Source organism: Prevotella sp. BV3P1 (assembly GCF_000479005.1).
GTDB lineage: Bacteria > Bacteroidota > Bacteroidia > Bacteroidales > Bacteroidaceae > Prevotella.
Map to the genome: position 1 here is coordinate 88,419 of NZ_AWXC01000037.1, position 25,798 is coordinate 114,216.

The 25,798-nt window shown below is 48.7% G+C and carries 19 protein-coding genes and 1 tRNA gene; 15 read left to right on the forward strand and 5 right to left on the reverse strand.

All coding sequences use genetic code 11. The annotated features are described in order from the left end of the window. Window positions 1-512: 512 nt before the first annotated feature. Window positions 513-2,012: a chitobiase/beta-hexosaminidase C-terminal domain-containing protein gene (locus tag HMPREF1254_RS06775; RefSeq protein ID WP_023057869.1), complete on the reverse strand. Its 1,500-nt coding sequence runs from the start codon at window positions 2,010-2,012 to the stop codon at window positions 513-515. 546 nt (window positions 2,013-2,558) lie between these two features. Here HMPREF1254_RS06775 and purL point away from each other — a divergent pair. From purL to HMPREF1254_RS06795, 4 genes are all read left to right on the forward strand, one after another. Beyond that, entirely contained in the window at window positions 2,559-6,266 is a 3,708-nt protein-coding gene (purL, locus tag HMPREF1254_RS06780) for a phosphoribosylformylglycinamidine synthase (RefSeq protein WP_023057968.1), read from the forward strand. An 88-nt stretch (window positions 6,267-6,354) separates the two neighbouring features. Beyond that, window positions 6,355-6,945, forward strand: coding sequence for a chromate transporter (locus tag HMPREF1254_RS06785; RefSeq protein WP_023057959.1), 591 nt, complete (start codon window positions 6,355-6,357; stop codon window positions 6,943-6,945). Between the two features lies 1 nt (window position 6,946). After that, complete coding sequence (locus tag HMPREF1254_RS06790) at window positions 6,947-7,522, forward strand: chromate transporter (protein WP_023057912.1); 576 nt, start codon at window positions 6,947-6,949, stop codon at window positions 7,520-7,522. A 224-nt stretch (window positions 7,523-7,746) separates the two neighbouring features. Then, on the forward strand, window positions 7,747-8,664 hold the full coding sequence (locus HMPREF1254_RS06795; RefSeq protein ID WP_023057947.1) for a DMT family transporter: 918 nt from the start codon (window positions 7,747-7,749) through the stop codon (window positions 8,662-8,664). Between the two features lie 15 nt (window positions 8,665-8,679). Here the strand turns inward: HMPREF1254_RS06795 and HMPREF1254_RS06800 are convergent, their stop codons facing one another. After that, window positions 8,680-11,850, reverse strand: coding sequence for a glycoside hydrolase family 2 TIM barrel-domain containing protein (locus HMPREF1254_RS06800; RefSeq protein ID WP_023057877.1), 3,171 nt, complete (start codon window positions 11,848-11,850; stop codon window positions 8,680-8,682). A 687-nt stretch (window positions 11,851-12,537) separates the two neighbouring features. On the opposite strand from HMPREF1254_RS06800, the gene HMPREF1254_RS06805 reads away from it, so the two are divergent. Further along, window positions 12,538-13,359, forward strand: a complete 822-nt coding sequence (locus HMPREF1254_RS06805) for a hypothetical protein (protein ID WP_023057917.1) — start codon at window positions 12,538-12,540, stop codon at window positions 13,357-13,359. A gap of 17 nt (window positions 13,360-13,376) precedes the next feature. Next, complete coding sequence (locus HMPREF1254_RS06810; RefSeq protein WP_023057934.1) at window positions 13,377-14,372, forward strand: YqiA/YcfP family alpha/beta fold hydrolase; 996 nt, start codon at window positions 13,377-13,379, stop codon at window positions 14,370-14,372. A gap of 9 nt (window positions 14,373-14,381) precedes the next feature. Here the strand turns inward: HMPREF1254_RS06810 and HMPREF1254_RS06815 are convergent, their stop codons facing one another. Both HMPREF1254_RS06815 and HMPREF1254_RS06820 read right to left on the reverse strand, forming a co-directional pair. Then, the gene (locus HMPREF1254_RS06815) at window positions 14,382-14,759 is read right to left on the reverse strand and encodes a S8 family serine peptidase (protein ID WP_156099565.1); all 378 of its coding nucleotides are present in this window, start codon (window positions 14,757-14,759) and stop codon (window positions 14,382-14,384) included. Between the two features lie 10 nt (window positions 14,760-14,769). Continuing rightward, window positions 14,770-15,237, reverse strand: a complete 468-nt coding sequence (locus HMPREF1254_RS06820; protein WP_036879187.1) for a nucleoside deaminase — start codon at window positions 15,235-15,237, stop codon at window positions 14,770-14,772. Between the two features lie 172 nt (window positions 15,238-15,409). On the opposite strand from HMPREF1254_RS06820, the gene HMPREF1254_RS06825 reads away from it, so the two are divergent. The 5 genes from HMPREF1254_RS06825 (at window position 15,410) to HMPREF1254_RS06845 (ending at window position 21,512) form a co-directional block, all read left to right on the forward strand. Beyond that, window positions 15,410-18,841 carry an AAA domain-containing protein gene (locus HMPREF1254_RS06825; RefSeq protein WP_023057924.1) on the forward strand — a complete coding sequence of 1,144 codons (3,432 nt, stop codon included), beginning with the start codon at window positions 15,410-15,412 and terminating at the stop codon, window positions 18,839-18,841. Between the two features lie 137 nt (window positions 18,842-18,978). Beyond that, the gene (locus tag HMPREF1254_RS06830; RefSeq protein WP_023057898.1) at window positions 18,979-19,551 is read left to right on the forward strand and encodes a porin family protein; all 573 of its coding nucleotides are present in this window, start codon (window positions 18,979-18,981) and stop codon (window positions 19,549-19,551) included. A 464-nt stretch (window positions 19,552-20,015) separates the two neighbouring features. Continuing rightward, entirely contained in the window at window positions 20,016-20,483 is a 468-nt protein-coding gene (greA, locus tag HMPREF1254_RS06835; protein ID WP_036879185.1) for a transcription elongation factor GreA, read from the forward strand. Window positions 20,484-20,497: 14 nt separating this feature from the next. Beyond that, window positions 20,498-20,896, forward strand: coding sequence for an HIT family protein (locus tag HMPREF1254_RS06840; protein ID WP_004349606.1), 399 nt, complete (start codon window positions 20,498-20,500; stop codon window positions 20,894-20,896). A gap of 82 nt (window positions 20,897-20,978) precedes the next feature. Beyond that, entirely contained in the window at window positions 20,979-21,512 is a 534-nt protein-coding gene (locus tag HMPREF1254_RS06845) for a TIGR00730 family Rossman fold protein (protein WP_023057939.1), read from the forward strand. A gap of 19 nt (window positions 21,513-21,531) precedes the next feature. Here HMPREF1254_RS06845 and HMPREF1254_RS12005 read toward each other — a convergent pair whose 3' ends face one another. Beyond that, the gene (locus HMPREF1254_RS12005) at window positions 21,532-21,690 is read right to left on the reverse strand and encodes a hypothetical protein (RefSeq protein WP_155945435.1); all 159 of its coding nucleotides are present in this window, start codon (window positions 21,688-21,690) and stop codon (window positions 21,532-21,534) included. A 636-nt stretch (window positions 21,691-22,326) separates the two neighbouring features. Between HMPREF1254_RS12005 and HMPREF1254_RS06855 the strand changes: the two genes are divergently transcribed. From HMPREF1254_RS06855 to gldL, 4 genes are all read left to right on the forward strand, one after another. Further along, window positions 22,327-22,401: transfer RNA gene (locus HMPREF1254_RS06855), tRNA-Val, on the forward strand. Between the two features lie 71 nt (window positions 22,402-22,472). After that, window positions 22,473-23,489, forward strand: a complete 1,017-nt coding sequence (locus tag HMPREF1254_RS06860) for a PorP/SprF family type IX secretion system membrane protein (protein ID WP_023057914.1) — start codon at window positions 22,473-22,475, stop codon at window positions 23,487-23,489. Between the two features lie 31 nt (window positions 23,490-23,520). After that, complete coding sequence (locus tag HMPREF1254_RS06865) at window positions 23,521-24,969, forward strand: type IX secretion system lipoprotein PorK/GldK (RefSeq protein WP_023057901.1); 1,449 nt, start codon at window positions 23,521-23,523, stop codon at window positions 24,967-24,969. Continuing rightward, window positions 24,966-25,769, forward strand: coding sequence for a type IX secretion system motor protein PorL/GldL (gene gldL / locus HMPREF1254_RS06870; protein ID WP_023057875.1), 804 nt, complete (start codon window positions 24,966-24,968; stop codon window positions 25,767-25,769). Before HMPREF1254_RS06865 ends, gldL begins: the two co-directional genes overlap by 4 nt. The last annotated feature ends 29 nt before the right edge of the window (window positions 25,770-25,798 follow it).

The window sequence follows — 25,798 nt, forward strand, 5'->3', positions numbered from 1 at the left end:
CAATCCTTTCCATCCCCATCGTACAACATTAAAGATTGATGACTCAACATGGGAGTCGATTAGCTTCGTCGGTGTTTATGCTTGCGGCCTTATCTTCCAGGCAATAATCTCGGTTTTCCAATAATTGTTCATATTTTTGGTATTTTCAAAAAGTTCATTCTAGAAAAATTATGCTCTTTTTGGATGTTGTTTAGCACTTTTTTGCACAACCGTCGGTCTGTTTTGATGCAATAGCATGCAGTTTGCCTTTCTATAGCATGCAGATTGTCCCTCAAACTCAATGCTTTGATATCCCTATCTGTATGCTTTTCCAGCCTTAAAGCATTGCTTTTGCCTGTGCACCGATGTAACTATTGATCGTAAGTTGTTGAAAATTATAGATATAGATAAATAGCATATTTGCGACCAATGACCTGTTTGGTTGCAAATATGCGAGTATTTTTCGCGGTTGTCAACATATTTCGTATGTTAACCACTATGTTTTCATCTGCTCAGTTTTCTGTTTGCGACAGCTATTTGATGCCGGCTGCCTTTTGCAACATCATTTTTTTGCCGTTGACGATATAGATGCCTGGCTGAGTGATGTTGGTGACTTTCTTGCCATCCAGAGTGTATATTTCGGTCTTTTTCTGGCTGACTTTCTGCTCAAGAGCCTCGATGCCAGTTGTGTTGATTACAAAGTTGGCCTCTACAACCGGGCTGAACACATTGTCGCCAGCGGCGATAATAAGCAATCTGCAGCTTTCCTGGACGATGATTTTTGCAGCTTTTGATGGCAAAATTTTTGGTTTATTAACCAGTTCTGTTGAGTCCTTGGCAGTCGTGGACAGCCAGATGGTAAGAGCTCTTTCATCGTCGGCGTCGACTAACACCTCAACGGGTCCGTTGAATGTTCCTCCCATGGGAGATACTCTCGGGGCCTTCAACGGCTTTTTGGCTTTGACGGTGAGCACATAACTTGCGATGGTTGGCCTGTAAACTGCGTCGCCCAAGTAGCTGGCCGTAATCGTGGTAACACCCGGCTTTACTGAATATAGGTCGCCATACTGATCAACAACGCAAACGCTCTCATCCGAACTGGCATATTTGATGGGTTTCACACCATTTGGATTTTTAAGTTCCAAACCATGTTCATTATCCGGACTTTCGATGGTATAGCTGTCGGCAACGAAGTGGAAACCTGCGTCTTGCCGCACCACATATCTGGCTTCTGTCACCTCACTATACTTGCCTTCCTTGATTGTGACGGCTTTGATGGTCATACTCTTGTCTACCTTGATGGGGGATGTGTAGGTCATTCGTTTTGATCCTTCCAGCTTAGGGTTGCTGCCATCCAAGGTATACAGCACCTTGTATGTGCCTGCTTCCATACCCTCGACGGTAATCGTGTTTTCTTGTGCTTCGTCGTATCTCCCGCCTGCCAATGAGAATGTTGGTGCAACCAGCCCAGCAGCAGCCTTATCCTTTTTGTAGGTAATGGCCAGCGACTTAATATATAGCGTGCTCTTCACTTTTGATGTCTGGTTGATGACGATTTCTATCTTTCCTTCTTGCGGTGCATCGGGAACCGTGAATTCATATTCCTTTAAATCGTTTGTCAGGGAAATCTTAGAACCATAAGCCACACCATTGACCGAAGCTGACAGCTCTGCGGCCGTTTCATCTTTCAACTTTCTGGCTGTTACTTTGATTTTTGTTACCTTTCCTATCAAGTCTGTCGTAAACATTGTTGCATGACTGGCTGGCTTTGTTGGCTTGCCTATGGCTTGTCCTGATTTGGGTACAAATGTATAATAGTTGGTTTCTGGCGAGGTGATAGTCCAATTTAGTCCATTCAATTCGGTGGTAATACTATCCTGATTTAGGTAATTAGAGCCGAAGTTGTAAAATCCCTGCCCTCCTTTTGTCTTACTCTTATCCCAAGTGAAACTCCATGTGCTTTCTTGTGCGAGTGCCACAGACGATACCGTCGCCAGCAACAGAAGCAACAACACGTTCTTAATACTTTTCATTTTTTTCCTTTTTGTATTTTATTGGTTTGACAATTATATTTCTATTACTTGAAACATGGGTTCCTTCGGTTGATCGTTAGAGGGATATACAAGCTTCTTGGTTAGCGGCTAACCATGTTATACGAAGTGTTTGCAAAGATATGAAAAATTTATAAAATAAAGTTACTTTCTGGTTATTTGTAAATGAAAATCTATATTTTGGTGATAAAAAGTTTATATTTATACTGTTATTGTTTTCTTTTGTAATAATTTCTATTTTGGCGAGGATGTGGGTGTATTTGAATCGTTGAAGCTTTCTGATCATTGAGTTGTTTCTGCTGCTCCGGAAATTTTCCAATCATTTTATTTTGTTACGCGCTTAGTTTGCAGTATCTTTGCATAAGATAGGCTGCGCCTCAGCAAAGGAAGTAAATTTCCTTTGCCTTCGGCTTGTGCCGTCTTTGCATAAAAGAGACTTCGCCTCAGCAATTACAAACAAGCTTGATTCCGTTCGGATCGCGCTATCTTTGCATAAAAGAATATTCGCCAAACTAATAATAAAGATATATGATTCTTTTCTTTAAAACCCCGCAAGAAACCATTATTGCCACCGAGATGGACCATCAACCCTCTCAAGAAGAAACCAACAAACTGTGCTGGCTTTTTGGTGGAGCAGAATGTATAGACACACAACAGCTTGATGGAATCTATGTGGGGCCGCGCCGCGAGATGGTGACACCATGGAGTACAAATGCCGTTGAGATTACAGAAAACATGAATCTCACAGGCATCACGCGTATCGAGGAATACTTCCCGGTAAGCTCCAAGGAGGCCACGCACGACCCAATGTTGCAACGTATGTACGAGGGTCTAGACCAAAGGCTGTTCACCGTAAACCGTGAGCCGGAGCCCATCAGGCATGTGGAGAATCTGGAGCAGTACAATGAAGACGAGGGATTGGCCCTTTCGCCCGAGGAGATGGCGTACTTGCACACCATAGAAAAGCAGAACGGATGGCCGCTCACCGACAGCGAGATATTCGGATTCGCACAGATAAACTCGGAACATTGTCGGCATAAGATATTTAGTGGCACCTTCATCATCGACGGGGAGGAGAAAGAGTCGTCGCTCTTTGCGATGATCAAACGCACCACACAGGAGAATCCCGGCAAGATTTTGTCGGCCTACAAGGACAACGTGGCCTTTGCACAAGGCCCGGTCGTCGAGCAGTTCGCACCCGCTGACCAGTCTACCAGCGACTATTTCCAGGTGGAAGACATTGAGAGTGTGATTTCACTGAAGGCCGAAACCCACAACTTCCCCACCACTGTGGAGCCGTTCAACGGTGCCGCGACGGGTACGGGAGGCGAGATTCGCGACCGTATGGGCGGTGGCGTAGGCTCTTGGCCATTAGCCGGAACGGCGGTGTACATGACCGCCTATCCGCGTTTGGAAGGCGAATCTCGCACCTGGGAGGACATCCTGCCCGTGCGGAAGTGGCTGTATCAGACACCCGAACAAATACTTATCAAGGCCTCGAACGGTGCCAGCGACTTCGGAAACAAGTTCGGACAACCGCTCATCTGCGGTTCGGTGCTGACGTTCGAACATCAGGAAGATGGTCAGAAGCTGGCTTACGACAAGGTTATCATGCTGGCTGGGGGCGTTGGCTACGGCAAGAAACGCGACTGTTTGAAGAAAGAACCACAGAAAGGAAACAAGGTCGTGGTGGTTGGGGGCGACAACTACCGCATCGGACTGGGTGGCGGTAGCGTGTCGTCCGTTGACACAGGGCGCTATACCAGCGGCATTGAGCTGAACGCCATACAGCGTGCGAACCCGGAAATGCAGAAGCGCGCCTACAACTTGGTGCGCGCCTTGGTGGAGGAAAAGGAAAATCCGGTGGTGTCCATCCATGACCATGGCAGTGCCGGTCACCTGAACTGTCTGTCGGAACTCGTGGAAGAGTGTGGCGGAGAGATTGATATGACCAAGTTGCCTATCGGTGACAAGACGCTCAGTGCCAAGGAAATCATCGCCAACGAGAGTCAGGAGCGCATGGGACTGCTCATCGACGAGCGGCATCTGGATCACGTCAAGGCCATCGCCGAGCGTGAGCGGGCACCGCTGTATGTGGTGGGTGAGACCACCGGCGACGCCCACTTCTCATTCGTACAGGCTGATGGCGTGAAGCCTTTCGACCTGGATGTGGCACAGATGTTTGGACACTCGCCCAAGACTATCATGACCGATGAGACCGTGACGCGCCACTATGAGGATGTGACCTATAGCACTGACCAGATAGATAGTTATATAAACAAGGTGTTGCAGCTGGAGGCCGTGGCGTGCAAAGACTGGCTCACCAACAAGGTGGACCGCTCGGTAACGGGCAAGATAGCACGCCAGCAGTGCCAAGGCGAAATACAATTGCCGCTCTCCGACTGTGGCGTGGTGGCTTTGGACTACCGCGGCAAGCGGGGTATCGCCACCGCCTTGGGACATGCTCCACAAGCCGGACTGGCGTCGCCAGAGGCCGGTAGCGTGCTGAGTGTGGCCGAATCGCTTACCAATATCGTGTGGGCACCGCTCGAAGATGGACTGGAGGGCGTCTCATTGTCAGCCAACTGGATGTGGCCATGCCGTGCACAAAAGGGCGAAGACGCACGCCTGTATGCCGCAGTGGAGGCCTTGAGCGACTTCTGTTGCTCGCTCCACATCAACGTACCCACGGGAAAAGACTCGCTGTCGCTTACCCAGAAATATCCAAACGGCGAGAAAATCATCTCTCCCGGAACCGTCATTGTCAGTGCGGGGGGCGAGGTGAAGGATGTCAGGAAGGTTGTTTCGCCGGTTTTGGTGAACAACAAGAACTCGTCACTCTATTACATCGACTTCTCGTTCGATGACCAACGCCTCGGCGGCAGTGCCTTCGCACAGAGCTTAGGAAAGGTAGGCAGCGACGTTCCGACGGTGAAAAACCCTGAATACTTTGCCGACTGTTTCGGGGCAATACAGACGCTCATCAACAAAGGGTGGGTGATGGCCGGTCATGACATCAGTGCCGGTGGTCTGATAACCACGCTGTTGGAGATGACTTTTGCCAACCAACAGGGCGGCATCCATGTGAACTTGTACGATGTGAACGGTGAGGACGTGGTGAAAAACCTGTTTGCAGAGAATCCCGGAGTGGTGATTCAGGTGTCTGACCTGCACAAGCATGCGCTGCGTGAATACTTAGAAAGCGAGGGTATTGGCTATGCCAAGATAGGCTACCCCACACCGAAGGAGCGCAAGATTGTCGTGAAGAAGAATGAATGGCAGCACGAGTTCGATATCGATGCCTTGCGCGAGGCGTGGTATCAGACATCATACGAGCTGGACAAGCGGCAGAGCATGAACGGCATGGCCGACCAGCGTCACCGCAACTACAAAGAGCAGCCACTGCAACTGCGGTTCAACGATGCCTTCACGGGCAAGCTCTCACAATACCAGCTCAACGCCGGCCGCCGCACACCTTCAGGTATCAGGGCGGCTATCATCCGGGAGAAAGGAACCAACGGCGAGCGCGAGATGGCTTACGCCTTGTATCTGGCGGGCTTTGACGTGAAGGATGTGATGATGACCGACTTGATCAGCGGCCGCGAGACGCTGGAAGACATCAACCTCATTGTGTTCTGTGGCGGTTTCTCCAACAGTGACGTGCTCGGCTCGGCCAAAGGATGGGCAGGGGCATTCCTGTACAATCCCAAGGCCAAGGAAGCCCTCGACAGGTTCTATGCCCGCAAGGACACGCTGTCGCTGGGCATCTGCAACGGTTGTCAGCTCATGGTTGAGCTCAACTTGATCAATCCCGAACATCAGCAAAGAACCCGCATGTTGCACAACGACTCGCACAAGTTTGAGAGTGCATTCCTTGGGTTGACCATCCCAGAGAACAACAGTGTGATGCTTGGAAGCCTCTCAGGCAGTAAGCTCGGCATTTGGGTTGCCCACGGAGAGGGTAAATTCAGTCTGCCTGAGGGTGAGGAGAACTACCACATCATTGCCAAATACAGCTACGACACATATCCAGGCAATCCGAATGGCAGTGACTACAGCGTGGCCGGCATCTGCTCCAAGGACGGGCGACACTTAGCTATGATGCCCCATCTGGAACGCTCCATCTTCCCATGGCAGAACGCCTATTACCCCCACAAGCGGCACATGGACGAGGTAACGCCATGGATAGAGGCGTTTGTGAATGCGAGAGAGTGGGTGGAGAAACAGGTTAAGTAGACGAGTTGACAAGTTTACGAGTTAACAAGTCGGCTACATAATAAAACAAAGTATTCATTAGTAAGGAAACAATCACCATTCACAGCGCATGGGCAATCCTATCAAAATTCCCAACACGGTAGAGACATCGCAGGACAACCAGCGATGGTTAACGCTCTTTAAGACATTTGTCAAGATAGGAGCGTTTACCCTTGGCGGGGGCTATGCCATGATACCAATCATTGAAGCAGAAGTGGTTGACCGGCACAAGTGGATTGACAAGGACGAGTTTCTCGACCTTATTGCCATCGCACAAAGCTGTCCTGGCGTGTTCGCTGTTAACATCAGCATCTTCATAGGCTATAAGTTGCGAGGAACTTGGGGAGCCGTCTGCACCGCCATGGGTGCGTCGTTGCCCTCGTTTCTCATCATCCTGTTGATCGCCATGTTCTTCCATAGTTTCATGGAAGTGCCATGGATTGCCGCCATGTTCAACGGCATTCGCCCGGCTGTGGTGGCATTGATTGCTGTTCCCACGTTCAACTTGGCCAAGAGTGCTGGCATCACACTGGTCAATTGCTGGATACCCATCATCTCAGCTCTGTTGATATGGGCCATCGGAGTGAATCCTATTTTCATCATTATTGCCGCAGGTATCGGTGGATACATTTACGGACAATTCATCAAACCCACCGAGTAGCATGATTTATCTCTATCTTTTTCTGACCTTCTTCCAGATAGGTTTGTTTGGTTTCGGTGGCGGCTACGGCATGCTTTCGCTCATTCAGACAGAGACGGTGATACACCATCATTGGCTCAACAGTGCCGAGTTCACCAACATTGTGGCCATCAGCCAGATGACACCCGGCCCCATTGGCATCAACTCGGCCACCTATTGCGGCTATGCGGCTATGCACAATGCGGGCTACGGCATGCCCATGGCCATCCTGGGATCTGCCACCGCCACCTTTGCCTTGGTGCTGCCATCACTCATCCTCATGATTCTCATCAGTAAAATGTTCATGAAGTACATGGACACAGAGCCCGTGCAGAATGTCTTTAGCGGACTGCGACCCGCCGTTGTGGGGTTGCTTGGCGCTGCCACCCTGCTACTCATGAACGAGGAGAACTTTGGCTCTATGATTAAAAACCCATGGCAATTCTGGATCAGTGTGGCTCTCTTCTGCGCCACTTTCATCGGAACAAAATATATGAAGATTAACCCTATCCGGATGATATGCTATGCGGCATTCGCAGGATTGATGCTGCTGTATTGAGGGTTTATGAGTTGACGAGTTGACAAGGTGATAGTTGACAAGGTGAGAAGTTGACGAGTTGACAAGTTAATGGCTATAAACTTGTGAACTTGTAAATGCGTAAACATCTTGAGTAAAACGCTTTCAACTCGTTTACTTGTCTACTTGTCAACTCATCAACTAAACCAACTATCACCTCGTCAACTTGTAAACTCGTCACCTCGTCAACTAAAAAAGAATATCCAATGAACAAACTACATGGTTTTGTAGGTGCCATCACATCTGCAACGGCCTTTGGGCTTATACCACTCTTTAGTCTTCCAGTATTAGCAACAGGTATGCCCTCCACCGCAGTGTTGGTGTATCGCTTCGCTTTTGCCTGCCTCATTATGCTTATTGTGCTGATGTATCAACGGCAAAGTCTACACCTTCACTTTGGCGAATCGCTTCGCCTCATGCTGCTATCCGTCGTCTACACGGGGTCGGCTGTTTTCCTTATTGAGGGCTATCGTTATCTGTCCAGCGGCATCGCAACCGTCATTATGTTTTCATATCCTGCGTGGACCGCTCTCTTAATGATGATTTTTAGGGGTGAAAAGGCTTCGGTTACAACCTTTTCAGCCATTGGACTGGCCGTAGCAGGTGTATGTTTCTTATCAGGAATTGAGAACGGTGTAGGCAATATCTCTGTTTTGGGCATCTGCTTAGAGCTTTTGTCAGGACTGTCATACGCTATTTATATGGTTGCCTACCCTACGATGAACATACGCAACATGCCCACCATAAAAGTTAACTTTTATATTTTCTTCTTCACGATGCTACTGCTCACGTTATACGCCATATTCACATCTGGTGGGTTGCCAGCCATTCATACGGGTACGACTCTGCTCAATCTCTTCCTCTTGGGCTTGCTTCCAACAGTAGTAAGCAACATCACCCTCATCTTGGCACTGAAGAGTATCGGCAGCACCCTGGTGGCCATCCTCGGCGCTTTCGAGCCACTGACCGCCATGTGCATCGGCATTGCCGTCTTTGGTGAGCCGTTCACCACGAGCATCGCCATTGGCTTTGTGCTGATTCTCGCCGCCGTGGTGCTGCTCATCCTGAAGAAATCGCCAGCTGAAGTAGAAGCCCAACCCGTTCAACAGCACGAAAGGAGATAAGTCGGGTGTACCGACTTACCTTCCCATAGGAGTCAGCGTAAACTGGAACCTCTTGTGTCCAAACGGCACACGGTATTCCTCCAATGCCTCGGCATGGCCGCTCCACGAGTCAATACCGCCAACGCCAGCCATCTCACCGTCGATGTGTAGGTTCGTAAACTTCGACTTTGGAACCTCCTGTATGTGGCGTTGTTCCTTCTTGTCACCATCATCCAAGTCCTCAACCGTATAATGCAAGGCCGAAGCATAGAACGGCTTGTCCGAACGAACCAGCAACCCCATGCCTTTTTCGCCAGTCTGTTTCCACCAGCGCATATCGCTCTTGGTTCCCGTTTCTTGCGGGCGTATGTATGGATAGAACTGCTCATCGGCCGTCTGTAGGTAGATGCCGAACCGTTGAGAGAACTTCCGATCGGCATAATTCTCAATGGGTCCGCGGCCAAAATACTCGCTCTTGTCCATGTCGTAGGGCAGCTGCATCACCATGCCATAGCGCAACATGCCGGGAACCTGGGCACCAGCGTCTGGAATGAGCGTCTGCGCCACCTCTATTTTTCCAGACGTTGTGATAAGATATTCAATCGTCATGCGCGACTTCACGTCAGGCATGTCATAGTGCACCGTCACCAACATGGAGTTGTTGCCCAGCAGTTTGACCTTCTTCACGTTGATGTTTTTCACCGTCATGGCAGGGTTGCGCCATACGCTGTACTTCTTGTTGATGCCCGCTCCCATGTCATTATCCGTCACGGCACGCCAGAAACAAGGCTTTAAGACGCCGCCGTCAGCCAGATAAGACACATCTCCCACAACATATCTTGTCATCAAACCCGTTTGCTTGTCAAACGAGATAGACACCTGTTGGTTTTCTATCGTCACCTGTTTGTCTTTCTTCTTGCTGGTTTTCTTCAATTTTCCAAACCACGCAAGTGTTTCCATCTCGGGTTCTGGGTTCGTGCTTTTTTCTAAATAATAGTCTTTTATAGGAAGCTGCTGATGGGCCACCACCTGCCCCTTATCCATGAGAGGCTCGGGCTGCTTCAACACAAAGTCTATGTTAAGCTGCACGTCCTTGCTTTGCGGGTCGGCCAACAGTGGGTTCAAGTTGTACGGCAGCGTCAGGTCAGCCGTTTGTTGTGGCTGCACTTGCAGGTCGCTTACGATGCCCTTCTGCGCCTCCTTACCATTGACGAGAATCTTCCATTGCAGGGCATAGTTGCCCAGGTCACGAAAGAAGTACTCGTTCCTCACCTTTATTTTTCCTTGCATCAAGTCAGTCGGTTGTACCCAGATGTTCTGGTATTCATAGCCCACCTCATACATGTGTGGGTTGGGTACGCGGTCGGGACTGATGAGTCCGTTGCAGTTGAAGTTGTTGTCGCTGGGATCGTATGTGTTGTAATCGCCGCCATAGGCGTAGATGCCACGCTTTGTGTCGCGCAAGGCTTGATCCACAAAGTCCCATACAAAGCCACCTTGAAACTTAGGATATTTGCGCACCAAGTCCCAGTATTCCTTCAAACCACCGCCCGAATTGCCCATGGCATGGTTGTACTCGCACTGTATGAGCGGCTTCTGGTCCTCTTTAGCTGTGGACTGTGCGTATTCCTCGCACGCTTTTTGAGAGAGGTACATGGGGCAATACAACTCGGTGTTCGGCCCCTTTTCTGCCCGCTCCCAGTGTATCGGACGCGAGGAATCCACGCTCTTAATCCAATTGAATGCCGCTGTAAAATTGGGACCATCGGCCGTCTCGTTGCCCAATGACCAAATGATGATACTGGGATGGTTGTAAAACATTTCCACATTGTGCTGGTTGCGTTCCAGGATTTGTTTGGCAAACATGGGCTTTTTGGTAGCCGCGTCATCCCCGTAGCCAAATCCATGACCCTCCTGGTTGGCCTCAGCCACCACATAAAGACCATACTCATCGCACAGCTCATACCACTGTGGGTCATCGGGGTAGTGACAGGTGCGTACGGCATTGATGTTGAATTGCTTCATAATCTTGATGTCCTGTATCATCCGCTCACGACTGACGATGTAGCCACCGTCTGGATCCATCTCGTGTCTGTTGGCACCTTTTATATAGATGGGTTGCCCATTGACCAGCAATTGACTATTTCTAATCTCCACTTTCCTGAACCCCACCTTCTGCGGAATCACTTCAATGACCTTTCCGCCCTTCTTCACTGTGGTGACAAGGGTGAATAGATAGGGTGTCTCGGCGGTCCAAGGCTTCACGTTCTTGATGTTGAAAGCCACGTTACCGTGACGCTGTCCCTTGAAATCAACGCTGTGCTTGCTCACGGAGATGCCGTTGGCGTTCAGCAGGTCGAAGTCTACCGTGGGACTTCCCTTCACGTCCAAGTCTACCGACAGCACTCCGTCTTGGTAGTTGTTCACCAGGTCGGCCGTCAGTTTGATGTTGCTCACCTGCATCTTTTCGTTGCGGGCATAAAGATAACTGTCGCGCGCCACGCCGCTCAGCCGCCAGAAGTCCTGGTCCTCACTGTACGAGCCATCGCACCAGCGGAAGGTCTGGAAGGCAATCAGGTTGTCGCCCTTCTTCACATAGGGCGTGATGTCGAACTCGGCGGCCACCTTAGAATCCTCAGCATAGCCCACATACATGCCGTTGACATACAGGTAGATGTTGGACGTCACGCTGCCAAAGTGGGCGATAATCTGCTTGCCGTCCCAGCTGTTGGGTATGTTGATGATTCGGCGGTAGCTGCCCACATGGTTGTTTTTCAGCGGTACATGGGGCGGATTGTTCTTGAAATGTCCGCGCCAAGCGAAGCCGACGTTCACATATACCGGGTCGCCATAGCCGTTGAGTTCCCATATTCCCGGCACGCTGATGGTCTTCCATGCTGCGTCGTCATAGCTGGTTTCGAAGAAGCCCGAAGGCCGCTTGTTGGGAGCTTCGGCAAAATGAAACTTCCACGTTCCGTTCAGCGAGAGATAATTGGCCGATGCCTTCGGGTCGCCGGCAAGCGCCTTCTCGGCCGATTCGTAGGCGAAATAATTGGTGTGCAGTTTCAGTCTGTTCACTTCGTTCACCTGCAAGTCGTGCCACTCTGTATCGGTAGGCATGTCCTTTTTGATAACAGGCGTAAGGTCGGCACTGGCTGGCAGTGTGGACAAAATGGCCAAAGAGGCCGCGATCAACGTTTTTTTCATCAATTTGGATTTTTGGGTTAGCTGCCCCGGCGGGCGATTGTTTGGTCCTTGTTGTATGTCGCAAAGATAGTGTGTTTTTGGCTATTCTGCAAATTTTCTGTGTCATTCGTTGGCGCATTCATTTTCTTTCCTATCCTTGCTTTTGTTCAATATTTTGCCTGAAAAAAGCCTTTAAAACGGCATGTACAAACTTTCAAACCAGAAAAAATCAATAGGCAGGGAGGATGCAAGATAAGGTTTACGCTGCCAAATAAATCGTATTTTTACATTAAAACAAGGCGTTTTTGGGGTAAAAAGCATCATCTTACCTGTCAATTTGCATGCTCTTTTCCTCCAAAAGCATGCAGATTGTCGCACAAAAGCAATGCTTTTGGTAGTGAAAACGTTGAGGAAAAGGTGGAATAGGAAGGCCTACGTTTGTAAATGTTTGTGTGTTAGTTCAATACAAATTTCGCTCATTTTTAGCGTATTTGCGAACGAGTGCTCTTGTGTTTGAAAATACGCGAAGCATGAATAACTTGTTTGTCAAGAAAAATCATCATCACCCGCCATCCTGACCTGCCTGCTGCCCTTCGCCTTGTTTCCTATTTTTATGTTGGGAGTCTTTGGCTTTTGTTGTGGAAAAACTTGTTCATTCGCCGCTAAATCTCTATATTTGCATTAACAAAACCATCCAAATGAGACATCATGAAAAAGTTGTTCATCGTTTTTCTATCGTGTTTGTTTGCCAGTTCTGCCAGTGCGTTATCTAATAAGGTGTCGCCTCTGGTACAAAATTCGGCACCCTCATCGGGAAACAGGAGCGAGGGAAAAGAAATCTTGGGATATTTTTCGCTTGGCATGGAACAGTACGGCAGCTTCATCCAAGCGGTGGAGCAGTTCAATAAAGATAAGTGTACCAACTACACGAAGAGCGATTTGAGTGAGGGGAGATGCTTTAAAATAGACAATATTCCGTTTGTTTTTTACAATGGATATCCCTTGTTTTCTACCATTTGCTGCAACAATATCATGGAGAATCAGCTGGAGGATGCGGCACAATATAAAGATGAGGTGATCTCTTCTGCACCAGCCGTAAACTTCCTCAACGACTCTCTGGTTTCTTTTTTCATTGTTTCCGTCACCACCAAGACGCTCAATTACGAAGGTGAATATGGCCTTTCCATAGACCGTCTGAAAGCCGATGAACCTTATCGGGTGTTGAGGCAAACCGTTGATTCTATTGTGGTTAGCCTGACAAAGAAGTACGGTAAGCCAAGTAAAGCCTTTTCGCAACGGCTCTACAAGCCATGCTTCACACCGTTGTTTGGTGAGAGTGGCGTGGTGGAACCTTTGTACGAATGGACCAGTGGGGCGTTGACGATATGTACGGGCATAAGGGTTGAGGGCCCGGATGGAATCTCGCGTGCCTTCGTGTCATTTGTTGATAACCGCAAGATGCGCCTGTCGTATCTCAAGAAGGCTTTTGCCAAGGCCGAAGACGCATCTGACAAATCTGTTCAGTGGTAAAGAAAAAAGGTATAGAAATGGAAAATCCAACTAAGAAACAATATCCTGATTTAATGAAGGGCAAGACCCTTATGTATGTCCACGGCTTCATGTCGTCGGGCCAATCTGGCACGGTAGCCATGCTTAGGGAGCTGCTGCCCCAGGCGAACGTCGTGGCAGAAGACCTGCCGGTGCATCCCGCCGAGGCGATGGATCTGCTGAGGCAACTGTGCCAAAGCCATCAGCCCGACCTCATTATAGGTACCTCCATGGGCGGCATGTATACCGAGATGCTCACGGGTTACGACCGCATATTGGTGAATCCGGCCTTCCAGATGGGTCTGACCATGCACGACCACGGCATGATGGGCAAGCAAGTTTTCCAGAATCCCCGCAAGGACGGCGAAACTGAGTTGATTGTCACCAAGGCGTTGGTCAACGAGTTCAAGGACATCACGGAACAGTGTTTCGCCAATGTCACGCCTGAGGAGCAAAGACGGGTGTACGGTCTCTTTGGCGACAAGGACCTGCTGGTGCATACTTTCGACCTTTTTCGCGAGCACTATCCACAGGCTATCCACTTCCATGGCGCCCATAGGCTCACCGACAAGGTGGCCTTCCACTATCTCATTCCTGTGATTCGCTGGATTGATGACCAGCAAGAAGGACGCGAACGCCCCATCGTTTACATCGACTACGCGACGCTGCACGACAGTTACGGCAAGGCCACGTCGAGCATGCGCAAGGCCTATGAGATGCTTATCGAGCGGTATGATGTCTATGTGGTGGCCGCAGCACCTACTAACAACCATGCTTATATGGGCGAGGTGCAGGCGTGGGTGGAGGAGTATCTGTCGGCTCCGGCCTACAATCGGGTAATCTTCACCAATCAGCCGCAGCTGCTCTATGGCGACTATCTCATCGCCCCCAAGGCGCAAAAAGGCTTTATGGGAACTTGTTTGGCTTATGGAAGTGATGAGTTTAAGACGTGGGAAGAACTCATTGTGTACTTCGACCGCCTGGGTGGACAGTAGCCAATTCTGTTATTGTAGCTTCTGTATTTGGTCGCGTGTCACATAGGTTACACCATGAACCTTGGTCAATCGTTTGGCTGTTTTTCGCAAGCTCTTTCCATCAGGAACCTTGATAGCGAACCCGCATGATAACCGGTATTCGTGCAACACCTCACAATTCATCTTTTTGAAAGCGTTCAATAGTGGTTCTTTGCCGATATGTGTGTCGTAGAATACCATCAAGGTATTCTTGCTGTAGCGTGTTCCTGCCCGCTGTTCGGCGACCACCTTGTCAGCCGAATCTCTATTCACGGCGCAGCCAGAGCAGGTCAATACTATCATCAGAAACGATAAGCAGTGTTGGAGAATGTGCATTTGACGCACCGAATGACTTATCTTTTTTGCCATCATTCGCTGCCTAATAAGTTGTCTTGTCCTTGCTTTCCATCCACATGTCAAACGCTTTTCGTGCCTCTTCGGGCAGCAAAATCTGCATTTGTTTATGCCGATCGGCTGGTTGGAGGGCAATCTCGTGGTAGATAAAGTCGTCGTCAAACCCTATGCGTGCAGCATCCTTGCGATCGTTGGCGTAATAGATGCGATCCAGATGAGCCCAATAGATGGCACCTAAACACATGGGACAAGGCTCGCAGGAGGTGTAGATATCGCAACCAGTGAGGTCGAACGTGCCTAACTTGCGTGCGGCTTGTCTGATGACATTCACCTCGGCGTGTGCCGTGGGGTCGTGGTCTAAGGTAACGGTATTGGATGCTTCGGCAATGATTTCTCCATCTTTGGCAATCACGGCACCGAAAGGTCCGCCGCCCGTGCGTACACTTTTTTCAGACAGGGCGATAGCCCTGCGCATGATATCTTGTTGATTCATCAATGATTTGTTTTGAATAAAGAATGTTATTGTGATGACAAATATACGCAAAATGCCATGAAAAGGGGAGGGGCAGTACCATATTTTTGATTATCTTTGCAACACGCGTGCAGGCCAAGCCCAAACGAAACACTTTTTAACCCACATGCGAGGACGACCCTAGAACCACGACATGCAGCAATCACAAACTTACATTACAGCCAACGAACTCTATCAGCGCGCAGCCCAAATCCTTGAGGCTGGCTCTCAAGAGGGTGCGCCGGTCAATAAAATGTTGCACGAGACGTTGGTGATGGCGTGTGCCGCCGGCTTGAGAAACACCTCCTATAGCTTTGGCGACCTCAACGCTCGCGTGGATCATCTGTGTACCCAGCGTGGCTTATCGGCAGCCGATACACGCGCTATTCACCAGATGCGGCGTCACTCCAACTCGTCATCGCCCATCTTACCAGAAGACCTTACCTACGATGTTCGTGCGCTTTGTGTCTTCATCTCGGCAGTGTTCAGAGAGGCTGTTCCTTCTTTTTTAGTCGGCAAAATACCCGTTCGGGCTCAACAAACGCGACAAACATTGCGGTTGGACGAACGCTATATCCGTTGCATCGTGAGGCAATGGAACGAACACTTCATCTGGGTGATGCCCGATGGGGAAACCGATGAGCGTCTTTTGCAAGTAGAATATACCAGTGATGAGCAGTTTGCCGACCTGTCGTATCTTCATGACATCTTGCGCAAGGGCATGCCGTTGAATCTCTTGGACTGTCAGGTGAAGGATCATCTGGTTACGTCACGTCGCATCATCGTCATCCCCGACTATCTGGTTGACATCAGTTCACTGGCGACATGTTTTACGGAATATGGCCATCATCCAGCCCTCTTCACCATCAACCGCATGAAGGATAAACCCAATACGCGGCATACCATTTTGGGAAATTTTGCCGGTAGTGCGCTCGATGACATCATCCATGCGCGTGGAGAGCGTGCGTTTGACATGGCAGAAACACTGAAAGACAACTACAGGGAGAAGGCTTTGGAATACTGTACATGCACCGACCTGGACCCAGTGGCGTTTAAAGTGGAGGCCATGAAGCAGGTGCGGAACCTGCAACAAATCGTTACAGAACTGTTCAAGACCTACAACCGGGAGCGAGCCTTGCTGGAACCTTCCTTCGTGTGTGAGCAGTTGGGTATACAAGGACGTGTGGACATGATGACTACCGACTTCAGATTGCTGGTCGAACAGAAGTCGGGAAAGAACATGAATCTGGAATATGGCCGTCACAACCGACACGGCAATCAGCACGTTGAGGCGCACTATGTGCAGGCACTGCTGTACTATGGCGTGCTGAGATACAACTTCCGCCTGTCCGACAAAGCCACCAGCATCTTTCTGTTGTACTCGAAATACGCGTTGCCTACAGGCTTAATGGACGTCAGTAGGTTGGACATGCTCATCCATGAAGCCCTCAAACTGCGCAATCTCATCGTGGCTGCCGATTACACGAGTGCCCTCGAGGGATTTGAAGGCATGCTGCCGCAGCTCAATCCGCAAACGCTGAACACGGAGAATACCAACACTTACTTCTACAATCGTTTCTTACTGCCGCAGATAGAGGCCATCACGGTGCCGCTGGAGCAAATGAATAAGTTGGAGAAAGCATATTTCTGCCGCATGATGACCTTCGTGCTGAAAGAACAACTCATCTCGAAAACCGGTGGCGTTGATGGAAGCGGGCGCAGCAGCGCTGACCTGTGGAACATGCCGTTGAGCGAGAAAAAGGAGATGGGAAACATCTATACCGGCCTCACCATCACGCAGAAGAAACGCACCCGCAGCCGTGGATTTGATGAAATCACGCTCGCCGTTCCCGACCAGGGTGAAGACTTCCTGCCCAATTTCAGACGGGGCGACATGGTATATCTGTACGGCTATCATCCCGATAGTGAGCCTGACGTGCGTCGGAGCATCCTGTTCAAGGGCTTCATCATGTACGTCAAGACCGATGAGATAGCCGTTCATCTGACGGATGCACAACAGAATGATGACCTCTTATATACGGTGGAAGAAGGAAAGCTGCTTGCCCATCACACGCCTTTGGTGTACGCAGTAGAGCATAGTGCGTCAGATGCGGGTGGCGCGTCAGCCATACATGCCCTGCATACGCTGATGACTACCTCGAAAGAGCGGCGCGACTTGTTGTTGGGACAGCGTGAACCACGAGCCAATCACGCCCTGACGCTGTCCCGAAGCTATCATCCTGACTATGATGACATGGTGCTGAAAGCCAAACAGGCACAAGACTATTTCCTGCTGGTGGGGCCTCCAGGAACGGGTAAAACATCGATGGCTCTGCGTTATATGGTGCTGGAAGAGTTGGAAAACCCTGATGCGAACATTCTTCTCATGGCCTACACCAACCGTGCAGTGGATGAAATTTGTGGTATGTTGTGCGACGAAGGCCTCGATTTTATTCGTCTGGGCAACGAGTACAGCTGTGACCCACGCTTCAAGAGTCATCTCTTGGGGCAGACCATTGATGACCATCCCAAGCTGAACGACCTGCGGCAGCGGTTCGCAGGCATGCGCCTCATCGTGAGCACTACGTCGATGATGATGAGCAAGCCCTTCATCTTTTCCATCAAACATTTCAGTCTGGCACTCATCGATGAGGCCAGTCAGATATTGGAACCTAACCTTGTAGGCATTCTGTCGAGCCACGTTTCGAGGGTGGGAGGCGCCAGTTTGGCTCTTGATCATCAACCCAATATCGACAAGTTCATCCTCATTGGCGATTACAAACAGTTGCCCGCCGTGGTTCAGCAAGATGTGTCAGAATCGCAAGTGACCGATGCCGACTTGCAAAACATCTGCCTGACCGACTGCCGAAACTCACTCTTCGAACGACTTATTCGATGGGAGGAGCGACAGGGACGTACCGACTTTGTGGACACGCTGCGCAAACAAGGCCGCATGCATCCAGCCATTGCCGCCTTTCCCAACAAGATGTTCTATGCCAAGGAGCAGCTGCAGCCCGTTCCATTGCCGCACCAGGTGGGCGAAGACATCGGTTATACGGCGGTGCCGCAGGATGAGACGGACGCTTTGTTGGTGAGCCATCGGCTGCTTTACTATCCCTCCCACTTCACACAGAACGTGCGACTCTCTGACAAAGTGAATCCAGACGAGGCACGAAAGGTGGCCGACTTGTTGCGCCGCATCCATCGGTTGGCGAAAGATAAGTTTGACGTACAGAAGACGGTGGGGGTGATAGTGCCTTATCGCAACCAGATAGCAATGGTTAGAAAAGAGATAGAAAAGACGGGCATCGCTCAGCTCATGCAAGTGGATGTCGACACCGTGGAGCGTTATCAGGGCAGTCAACGCGACGTTATCATCTACTCTTTCACCGTTCAGAACCGATACCAGTTGGATTTTCTCACAGCCAATAGCTTCCTGGAAGGGCAGGCTTGGATAGATCGCAAGTTGAATGTAGCCCTGACAAGAGCCCGAAAACAGCTAATTGTGTTGGGCAATGAGGCGGTGCTGTCGGCTAATCCGTTATTCAAATTATTAATTGATAACATTCCCGTACGATTGTGTTAACAAATCAGAATATAGTCATAATTAAATAAAAAAACAAGACAAATGTATGGTTGTTACCCGAAAACAGCTTACATTTGCTTGTGAGTTCAAATAAAAGATTTACAAATCAGGATTTATTTACAAAAACTAGAACATTTATGAAAAAAATGATTTTAACAGCAGTTGTACTGCTTTCTTCCGTAGCAACATTTGCGCAACGCGCAGTAGGAACAGTTTCTTTGAAGCCACAGGTAGGTGTTGTGGGTGCTACCATGACCGAGTTTGAAAAGACAAAGATGAAGGTTGGTTTCACTGCTGGTGCAGAACTGGAGTACCAGGTATCTGACATTTTCAGCCTTTCTGGAGGTGTAATGTACGCACAAGAAGGCGTGAAGTTTGATACTGGCGTTGACTTCAAAATTGGAAATAAAAAGTTTGAGATAAAAGATGCAAAGACTAATCTGGCTTACATCAACGTGCCTGTCATGGCAAACGTATACGTTGTGCCTGGATTGGCAGTGAAATTGGGTGTTCAGCCAGCATTTGCAGTGGACAAAGGCGGCACCGATGCCAAGGGCTTCGACCTCGCTATCCCAGTGGGTCTCTCCTATGAGTTCGCCAATGTCGTTATCGACGGACGCTACAATTGGGGTGTAACTAAGGTTTTCGACAATGTCAATGCTAAGAACAGCGTGTTCCAGGTAACACTGGGTTACAAGTTTGATTTGTAAGATACACGGCAGTATCTGCCAAACTATACACTGAGGCAACCAGTAATGGTTGCCTTTTTTCTTCTGTCAGCATGCCAACACACTTGACGTATGGACATAAAAAAAGGGGCTCCGCCGAGTCCCAATCTTTGTTAACCTTAAATCTAATACTATGAAAAACACGATGCAAAGATACAGCCGGCTAAGCATATTAGCAACTGTTTGCGCAAACAATTTGGTTTTAATGCTCGTTTCTTGATGTAAATCAATTCGAGAAGTAAATTATCCGTTGTCAGAACACGTCCCAATCATTTAATAAATAATGTGAAAAAACTTGTTTATTAGAAAAGAATGCCTAACTTTGCGAAAAGTAAACAACAAGAGAAGACTTAGGAAAAGGAATTCCGACACTTTGGTAGATGTCGGAATTCTTTCTTTTATCGTCTTCACCAACAGCAATTATTAACAAAAATACTTATAACGTTATGGCTTATATGTCACAAGAAGGCTACGACAATCTTGTAGCCGAGCTTACCAGGCTCGAATCTATTGAGCGCCCGAAGGCATCAGCTGCCATCGCAGAAGCGCGTGATAAGGGTGATTTGAGTGAGAACTCTGAATATGACGCTGCCAAAGAAGCGCAGGCGCATCTCGAAGATAAAATCAATAAAATGAAATTGACCATCGCCGAGGCGAAAATCGTTGACGTGTCTCGTCTCAGTGCCGACACAGTGCAGATCTTGTCCAAAGTCGAGATGACGAACATGAAGACGAAGTCAAAAATGGTATATACCATCGTCAGTGAGAGCGAGGCTGACCTCAAGGCGGGGAAGATATCCATCAAAACGCCTATCGCACAAGGGCTTCTAAACAAGAAAGTGGGTGATGAGGTGGATATCAAGATACCAGCCGGCACCATCAAACTACGCATTGACAAGATAACAGTTGAATAAAAAACGTTAAGACCATGGACATCTTTTCTAAAATTGCAGCTGGCGAAATTCCCAGCTACAAGTGTGCAGAGAGCGAGAAGTTTTATGCTTTTTTAGACATCAGTCCGTTGCAAAAAGGACACACGTTGGTTATTCCACGTCGCGAGGTGGATTACATTTTCGATATGGAAGATGATGAGTTGGCCGAATATCAGGTGTTTGCCAAAAAGGTAGCTGTGGCCTTGAAGCGCGCTTTCCCGTGTAAAAAAGTGGCGCAAGTGGTACTAGGATTGGAAGTGCCACATGCGCATATCCACCTCATTCCCATGAATAGCGAGGCCGATGTGAACTTTAGAAAAGAGCATTTGAAACTTTCTGAAGAAGAATTCAAGTCGATTGCCGACCGCATCTACGGCGAGTTTCAAAAACTTTAATTTGTTTTTCCAAGGCGATCGGCTTGCAAGAGAAAATATGTAAGGCGAGCCATTCGCCAATCACCCTTCAATACAACCAATCATGAAAATTGCTGTTTTTTGTTCAGCAAATGATACTATTGCCCCCGAATATTTCACATTGACCGAACAACTGGGGAAGTGGATGGCCGAGCAAGGTCATTCACTCGTGTTCGGCGGTTGCAACCTGGGCCTCATGGAGTGTGTCGCAAAGGCCGTACATGAGGGCGGTGGACAAACCATTGGCGTGGTGCCGTCTATCATAGAGGAGCGTGGAAGAGTGTCCGACTATGTTGATGTGGAGATTCCTTGCGACAACCTGAGCGACCGCAAAGAGCTAATGTTGGCGCAAAGTGATGTCTCCATCGCTCTTCCGGGTGGTGTTGGCACCTTGGATGAGATATTCTCGGTGGTAGCCGCACACAGCATTGGCTACCATCAACAACAAGTTATTCTTTACAACATTAACGGCTTTTGGGATTCGCTTGTAGCTCTTTTGGACGACCTAACGGCCAAAGGCGTGATCAGGGGCGATTATCATCAACAAATCAAGGTGGCCCATTCGTTGGAAGAACTCAAGCAATTCGTAGAGTCATGAACGGCATTCAGCCACTTTCCTATCGTGAATAGTGGCTGAAACCCGATGGGGTAGAGCCGTACCCCGAATGCACAACCGTGAACTGGCGATGTTGATAGCATCGCTGAAGAAGCGTAGTGTGCGCAACATCTGCACCACCTACGCAACTGTGATGAGGATGAATTTTCTTGACAATCATCTTTTTTATCTTTGGCTTGAAATCCATCAACCTTACTTCTGCTTGCAAATACGCTAAATATGAGCGATTTTTGTAATTCTTTGTGATTGAAGATATTACGCAGATTTTGTAGCTTTTAACCCTCTGTTTCTTCATTTTTTCGCATCAAAAGCATAGCTTTTAGGGTGTTATCTCCATGCTTTTGCGCCATAATACCATGTAGATTGTCCGCCAAGATGATGCTTTTAATGTGCCCATCTCATTGCTTTTCAGTTAAAAGTCGATAATTCTTCTCAAAACAACTCTTATTTGCATCCTGCCGACCTATTGATTTTTTCTATTTTGAAGGTTTTCAAGTGCCGTTTTTGGGGCATTATTTGGTAAAAATAATACACATTCTGTGGGTGCGAAACCAATTGACGATAGTTCTGTGGAGCGATGGTTTTTACATTGAATCCCATGATGGGAACGAATCGCAGGAGGGCTCGATGAACACAGGCATTCATGTTCATGTTTACATCCTCCGCATCATCTGTCGTTCCGCAGCAGGCCCCTTCCGTGAATGAGCTGAGCCAGGATTTGATGAAAAATATGGAAAAAAGTTTGGAGTTTTCACAAAAACAAATTACCTTTGCACCCACATTCTGGATAAAGAATGGGCGTTTAGCTCAGCTGGTTTAGAGCATCTGCCTTACAAGCAGAGGGTCGGCGGTTCGAATCCGTCAACGCCCACACCGAGAGTCTTGTTGTTCTGCGTAATAACGAGGCTCTTTTTTATTAACCCACCTGTAGAACGTTATGGTATGTCAGACGTTTGTCATTTCTTCCAACTTCATCCCATTGTCTTGACAATAAAACGTAAAAATGTGCGTTATGCAGACGTGCAATGCAAGAAAATCACGTTACTCTGTCTGCTGTTGTGGATGGTTGGGCCGGCAAGGGCGCAATACGATGTGGCGTTCAGCCATTATTTTGACATGCAACCTTCGTTCAACCCCGCTGCAGTGGGCAAGCAGAACAAACTCAACATCAATGCGGCTTACGCCATGAGCTTCGTTGGATTTAAGAATAACCCACGAACGATGTATGCTGCTGCTGATATGCCTTTTTATTTTCTCAAGGCATATCATGGAGGTGGCGTACAGCTGATGAACGATCAGATTGGTCTTTTTACCCATCAACGTTTGGCTTTGCAGTATGCCCTTCGATTCAAATTGTTCGGAGGTCGACTTGCGGTTGGCGCGCAGGCAGGCTTGTTGAGTGAGGCGTTTGATGGCACCAGGCTCAATTTAGGTGATGCCAACGACCCGGCCTTCATCAATACAAAGGGCGAAGGTAATGCCTTCGATCTCGGTGCGGGCGTGTATTATTCGCATCGGTCGTGGTATGTAGGTGTGTCAGCGTTGCATCTTACTTCACCACTCATTGAGTTTAATGAGAAAAATCAATTACAAATCGATCCTACATATTATTTAACAGGTGGATACAATATACAATTGAGAAATCCGTTTCTTACAATACAACCATCTGTGTTGGTCCGTACAGACGGGGTAGCCTACCGTGGCGACCTTACAACCCGCCTGGTGTATCAGCATGAGAAGAAAATGATGTACGGGGGTGTAGCTTATAGTCCCACCAACTCAGTCACGTTCTTGGTAGGCGGTAGCTTTCATGGCATCGTGCTGGGTTATAGTTATGAGTTGTACACATCGGCCATCCAACCGGGCAACGGCAGTCACGAACTGTTTGTTGGGTACCAGATGGATGTCAATCTGGCTAAGAAAGGAAGAAACAAGCACAAAAGTGTAAGACTTCTATAATGACCATCGTGGAAAAATGAAATTCAGATATATGAAGAGAAACATGATATTCGGCTTGGCCGTATTAGGCTTGATGATGCTGACAGGTTGCTTCGGTAGCAAGTCTGCTTCTATGGGTAAAGGCGGCGAAGTAGTGGGTGTCGGCGGAAAAGCCTTCACCGAACCCACGCCATACGGAATGACAAGGGTAAGCCGTGGCTATTTGAAGATGGGGCTTGAAAAGCAGGATAGCCTTTGGGGCAAACAGTTTTCGCAGAAAGATATCTCTGTAGACGGGTTCTGGATGGATGAAACAGAAGTGACAAACTCTGAATACAAACAGTTTGTCACCTGGGTTCGCGACAGCATCTTGCGTACCCGTTTGGCTGATCCAGCCTATGCGGGTGACGAAACTTATCTCATTACAGAGGACAAAAACGGTGACCCTGTTAAACCTCATCTGAACTGGAAAAAAGCGCTTCCCCGTAAGATGAATGAGGATGAGCAGCGCGCCTTGGAGAGTATGTATGTAACCAACCCGGTGACGGGCGAGAAGTTGCTCGACTATCGTCAGCTGAACTATCGCTACGAGGTGTACGACTATACAACCGCTGCCTTGAGAAAAAACAGAATGTTGCCTCAAGAGCGTAATCTTAATACCGATCTGACCGTTGATCCTGATGAAGTGGTGATGATTTCCAAGGACACCGCATACGTTGATGACAACGGACAGATTGTGAGCGAAACCATCAACCGACCACGATCGGGTCCATGGGATTTCCTCAATACTTATATCGTCAACGTATATCCAGACACCACCTGTTGGGTGAATGATTTCCAAAATTCGGACAACGAGACTTATCTCCGTAACTATTTCAGCAATCCGGCGTACAACGATTATCCTGTCGTGGGCGTTACCTGGGAGCAGGCCAACGCCTTCTGCGCATGGCGAACCGATTATCTGTTAAAAGGATTGGGTGGAGAGGCTCGTTACATACAACGCTATCGTCTGCCAACAGAAGCAGAGTGGGAATACGCGGCTCGTGGCAAGGACGGCACGGAATTCCCGTGGGAAAATGAGGCAGTAGCCTCAGGTGAGGGTTGTTTCTATGCCAATTTCAAGCCCGACCGTGGCAACTATACCAAGGACGGCAACCTCATTACCAGTAAGGTAGGCATCTACGGTGCTAACTCCAACGGTTTGTACGACATGGCGGGCAATGTGGCTGAATGGACGAGTACCATTTATACTGAGGCTGGTGTTGATGCGATGAACGATTTGAATCCGCAGTTGGAATATAAGGCAGCGTTGGAAGATCCGTACAAATTGAAGAAAAAAAGTGTACGCGGCGGATCGTGGAAAGACCCAGAATCGTACATCAGAAGTGCTTGGCGTACGTGGGAATATCAAAATCAACCTCGTTCGTACATCGGGTTCAGATGCGTACGCAGCTTGGCAAACACAACCAGTACTAAACAGAAGAAAGGCAAAAGAAAATGAGTGGATACAGCAAATTCAATATGATTTATCGTCTGCAAAAGTGGATGGACAGTGTTCCGGGGCAGACGTTCTTGAACTATGCTTACAGTTGGGGTGCCTCATTGGTCATCCTGGGAGCTTTGTTCAAGCTTACTCACTTGTCTGGTGGCAACCTCATGTTGTTCATAGGCATGGGTACTGAGGTCTTCGTGTTCTTTCTCTCAGCTTTTGACCGTCCGTTTGATAAAACGGCTGACGGTCGTGATATCCCAACGCGAGTGACGGAAGAGTATTTGGAAACGGGGCAGGTAACGTATGACTATGATACGACTCCCGCACAAGCTGTGAATGCATCAAGGCCTGTTGCCTCAGCCCCACGTCACGCTGTTGTTGGACATCCGTCTACTGCAGAGCAGACTGTAGGGGAAGTATCTGCAGAGGTTCCCTTGGGAAGTCAAGTTCAACAGGTTGAGAATGCACAGCAATTGCAGACTTTGGCCGAGGCGCAAGACAACTATGTTGATGCGCTGAAACGACTGACGGAGACGTTGGGGAAGGTATCAGAGCAGAGTGTAAGACTGACCCGGGATAGTGAGGAAATGGAAAACCTGAACCGTACGTTGACGGGTATATCCAAAGTTTACGAAATGCAGTTGAAGGGTGCCAGTCAGCAGATAGGCACCATTGACCAAATCAATGACCAGACCCGCAAGATGGCACAACAAATTGAGCAGCTCAACAAGATATATGCTCGCATGATTGAGGCCATGACCGTGAACATGCGCGCAGCCAATCCGGGGTTAGAGCCGTCGCAAGAGTAAACAACTCATGAACTTATCAACTCAAGAAC

Excerpts from the sequence above, each read along its gene's own strand:
- HMPREF1254_RS06790 (WP_023057912.1), top strand. The coding sequence starts at position 6,947 with ATGATTTATCTCTATCTTTTTCTGACCTTCTTCCAGATAGGTTTGTTT.
- HMPREF1254_RS06840 (WP_004349606.1), top strand. The coding sequence starts at position 20,498 with ATGGACATCTTTTCTAAAATTGCAGCTGGCGAAATTCCCAGCTACAAG.
- gldL (WP_023057875.1), top strand. The coding sequence starts at position 24,966 with ATGAGTGGATACAGCAAATTCAATATGATTTATCGTCTGCAAAAGTGG.
- HMPREF1254_RS06775 (WP_023057869.1), bottom strand. The coding sequence starts at position 2,012 with ATGAAAAGTATTAAGAACGTGTTGTTGCTTCTGTTGCTGGCGACGGTA.
- HMPREF1254_RS06795 (WP_023057947.1), top strand. The coding sequence starts at position 7,747 with ATGAACAAACTACATGGTTTTGTAGGTGCCATCACATCTGCAACGGCC.
- HMPREF1254_RS06830 (WP_023057898.1), top strand. The coding sequence starts at position 18,979 with ATGAAAAAAATGATTTTAACAGCAGTTGTACTGCTTTCTTCCGTAGCA.
- purL (WP_023057968.1), top strand. The coding sequence starts at position 2,559 with ATGATTCTTTTCTTTAAAACCCCGCAAGAAACCATTATTGCCACCGAG.
- HMPREF1254_RS06800 (WP_023057877.1), bottom strand. The coding sequence starts at position 11,850 with ATGAAAAAAACGTTGATCGCGGCCTCTTTGGCCATTTTGTCCACACTG.
- HMPREF1254_RS06815 (WP_156099565.1), bottom strand. The coding sequence starts at position 14,759 with ATGGCAAAAAAGATAAGTCATTCGGTGCGTCAAATGCACATTCTCCAA.
- HMPREF1254_RS12005 (WP_155945435.1), bottom strand. The coding sequence starts at position 21,690 with ATGATTGTCAAGAAAATTCATCCTCATCACAGTTGCGTAGGTGGTGCA.
- HMPREF1254_RS06820 (WP_036879187.1), bottom strand. The coding sequence starts at position 15,237 with ATGAATCAACAAGATATCATGCGCAGGGCTATCGCCCTGTCTGAAAAA.
- HMPREF1254_RS06810 (WP_023057934.1), top strand. The coding sequence starts at position 13,377 with ATGGAAAATCCAACTAAGAAACAATATCCTGATTTAATGAAGGGCAAG.
- greA (WP_036879185.1), top strand. The coding sequence starts at position 20,016 with ATGGCTTATATGTCACAAGAAGGCTACGACAATCTTGTAGCCGAGCTT.
- HMPREF1254_RS06860 (WP_023057914.1), top strand. The coding sequence starts at position 22,473 with ATGTCAGACGTTTGTCATTTCTTCCAACTTCATCCCATTGTCTTGACA.
- HMPREF1254_RS06865 (WP_023057901.1), top strand. The coding sequence starts at position 23,521 with ATGAAGAGAAACATGATATTCGGCTTGGCCGTATTAGGCTTGATGATG.
- HMPREF1254_RS06785 (WP_023057959.1), top strand. The coding sequence starts at position 6,355 with ATGGGCAATCCTATCAAAATTCCCAACACGGTAGAGACATCGCAGGAC.
- HMPREF1254_RS06805 (WP_023057917.1), top strand. The coding sequence starts at position 12,538 with ATGAAAAAGTTGTTCATCGTTTTTCTATCGTGTTTGTTTGCCAGTTCT.
- HMPREF1254_RS06825 (WP_023057924.1), top strand. The coding sequence starts at position 15,410 with ATGCAGCAATCACAAACTTACATTACAGCCAACGAACTCTATCAGCGC.
- HMPREF1254_RS06845 (WP_023057939.1), top strand. The coding sequence starts at position 20,979 with ATGAAAATTGCTGTTTTTTGTTCAGCAAATGATACTATTGCCCCCGAA.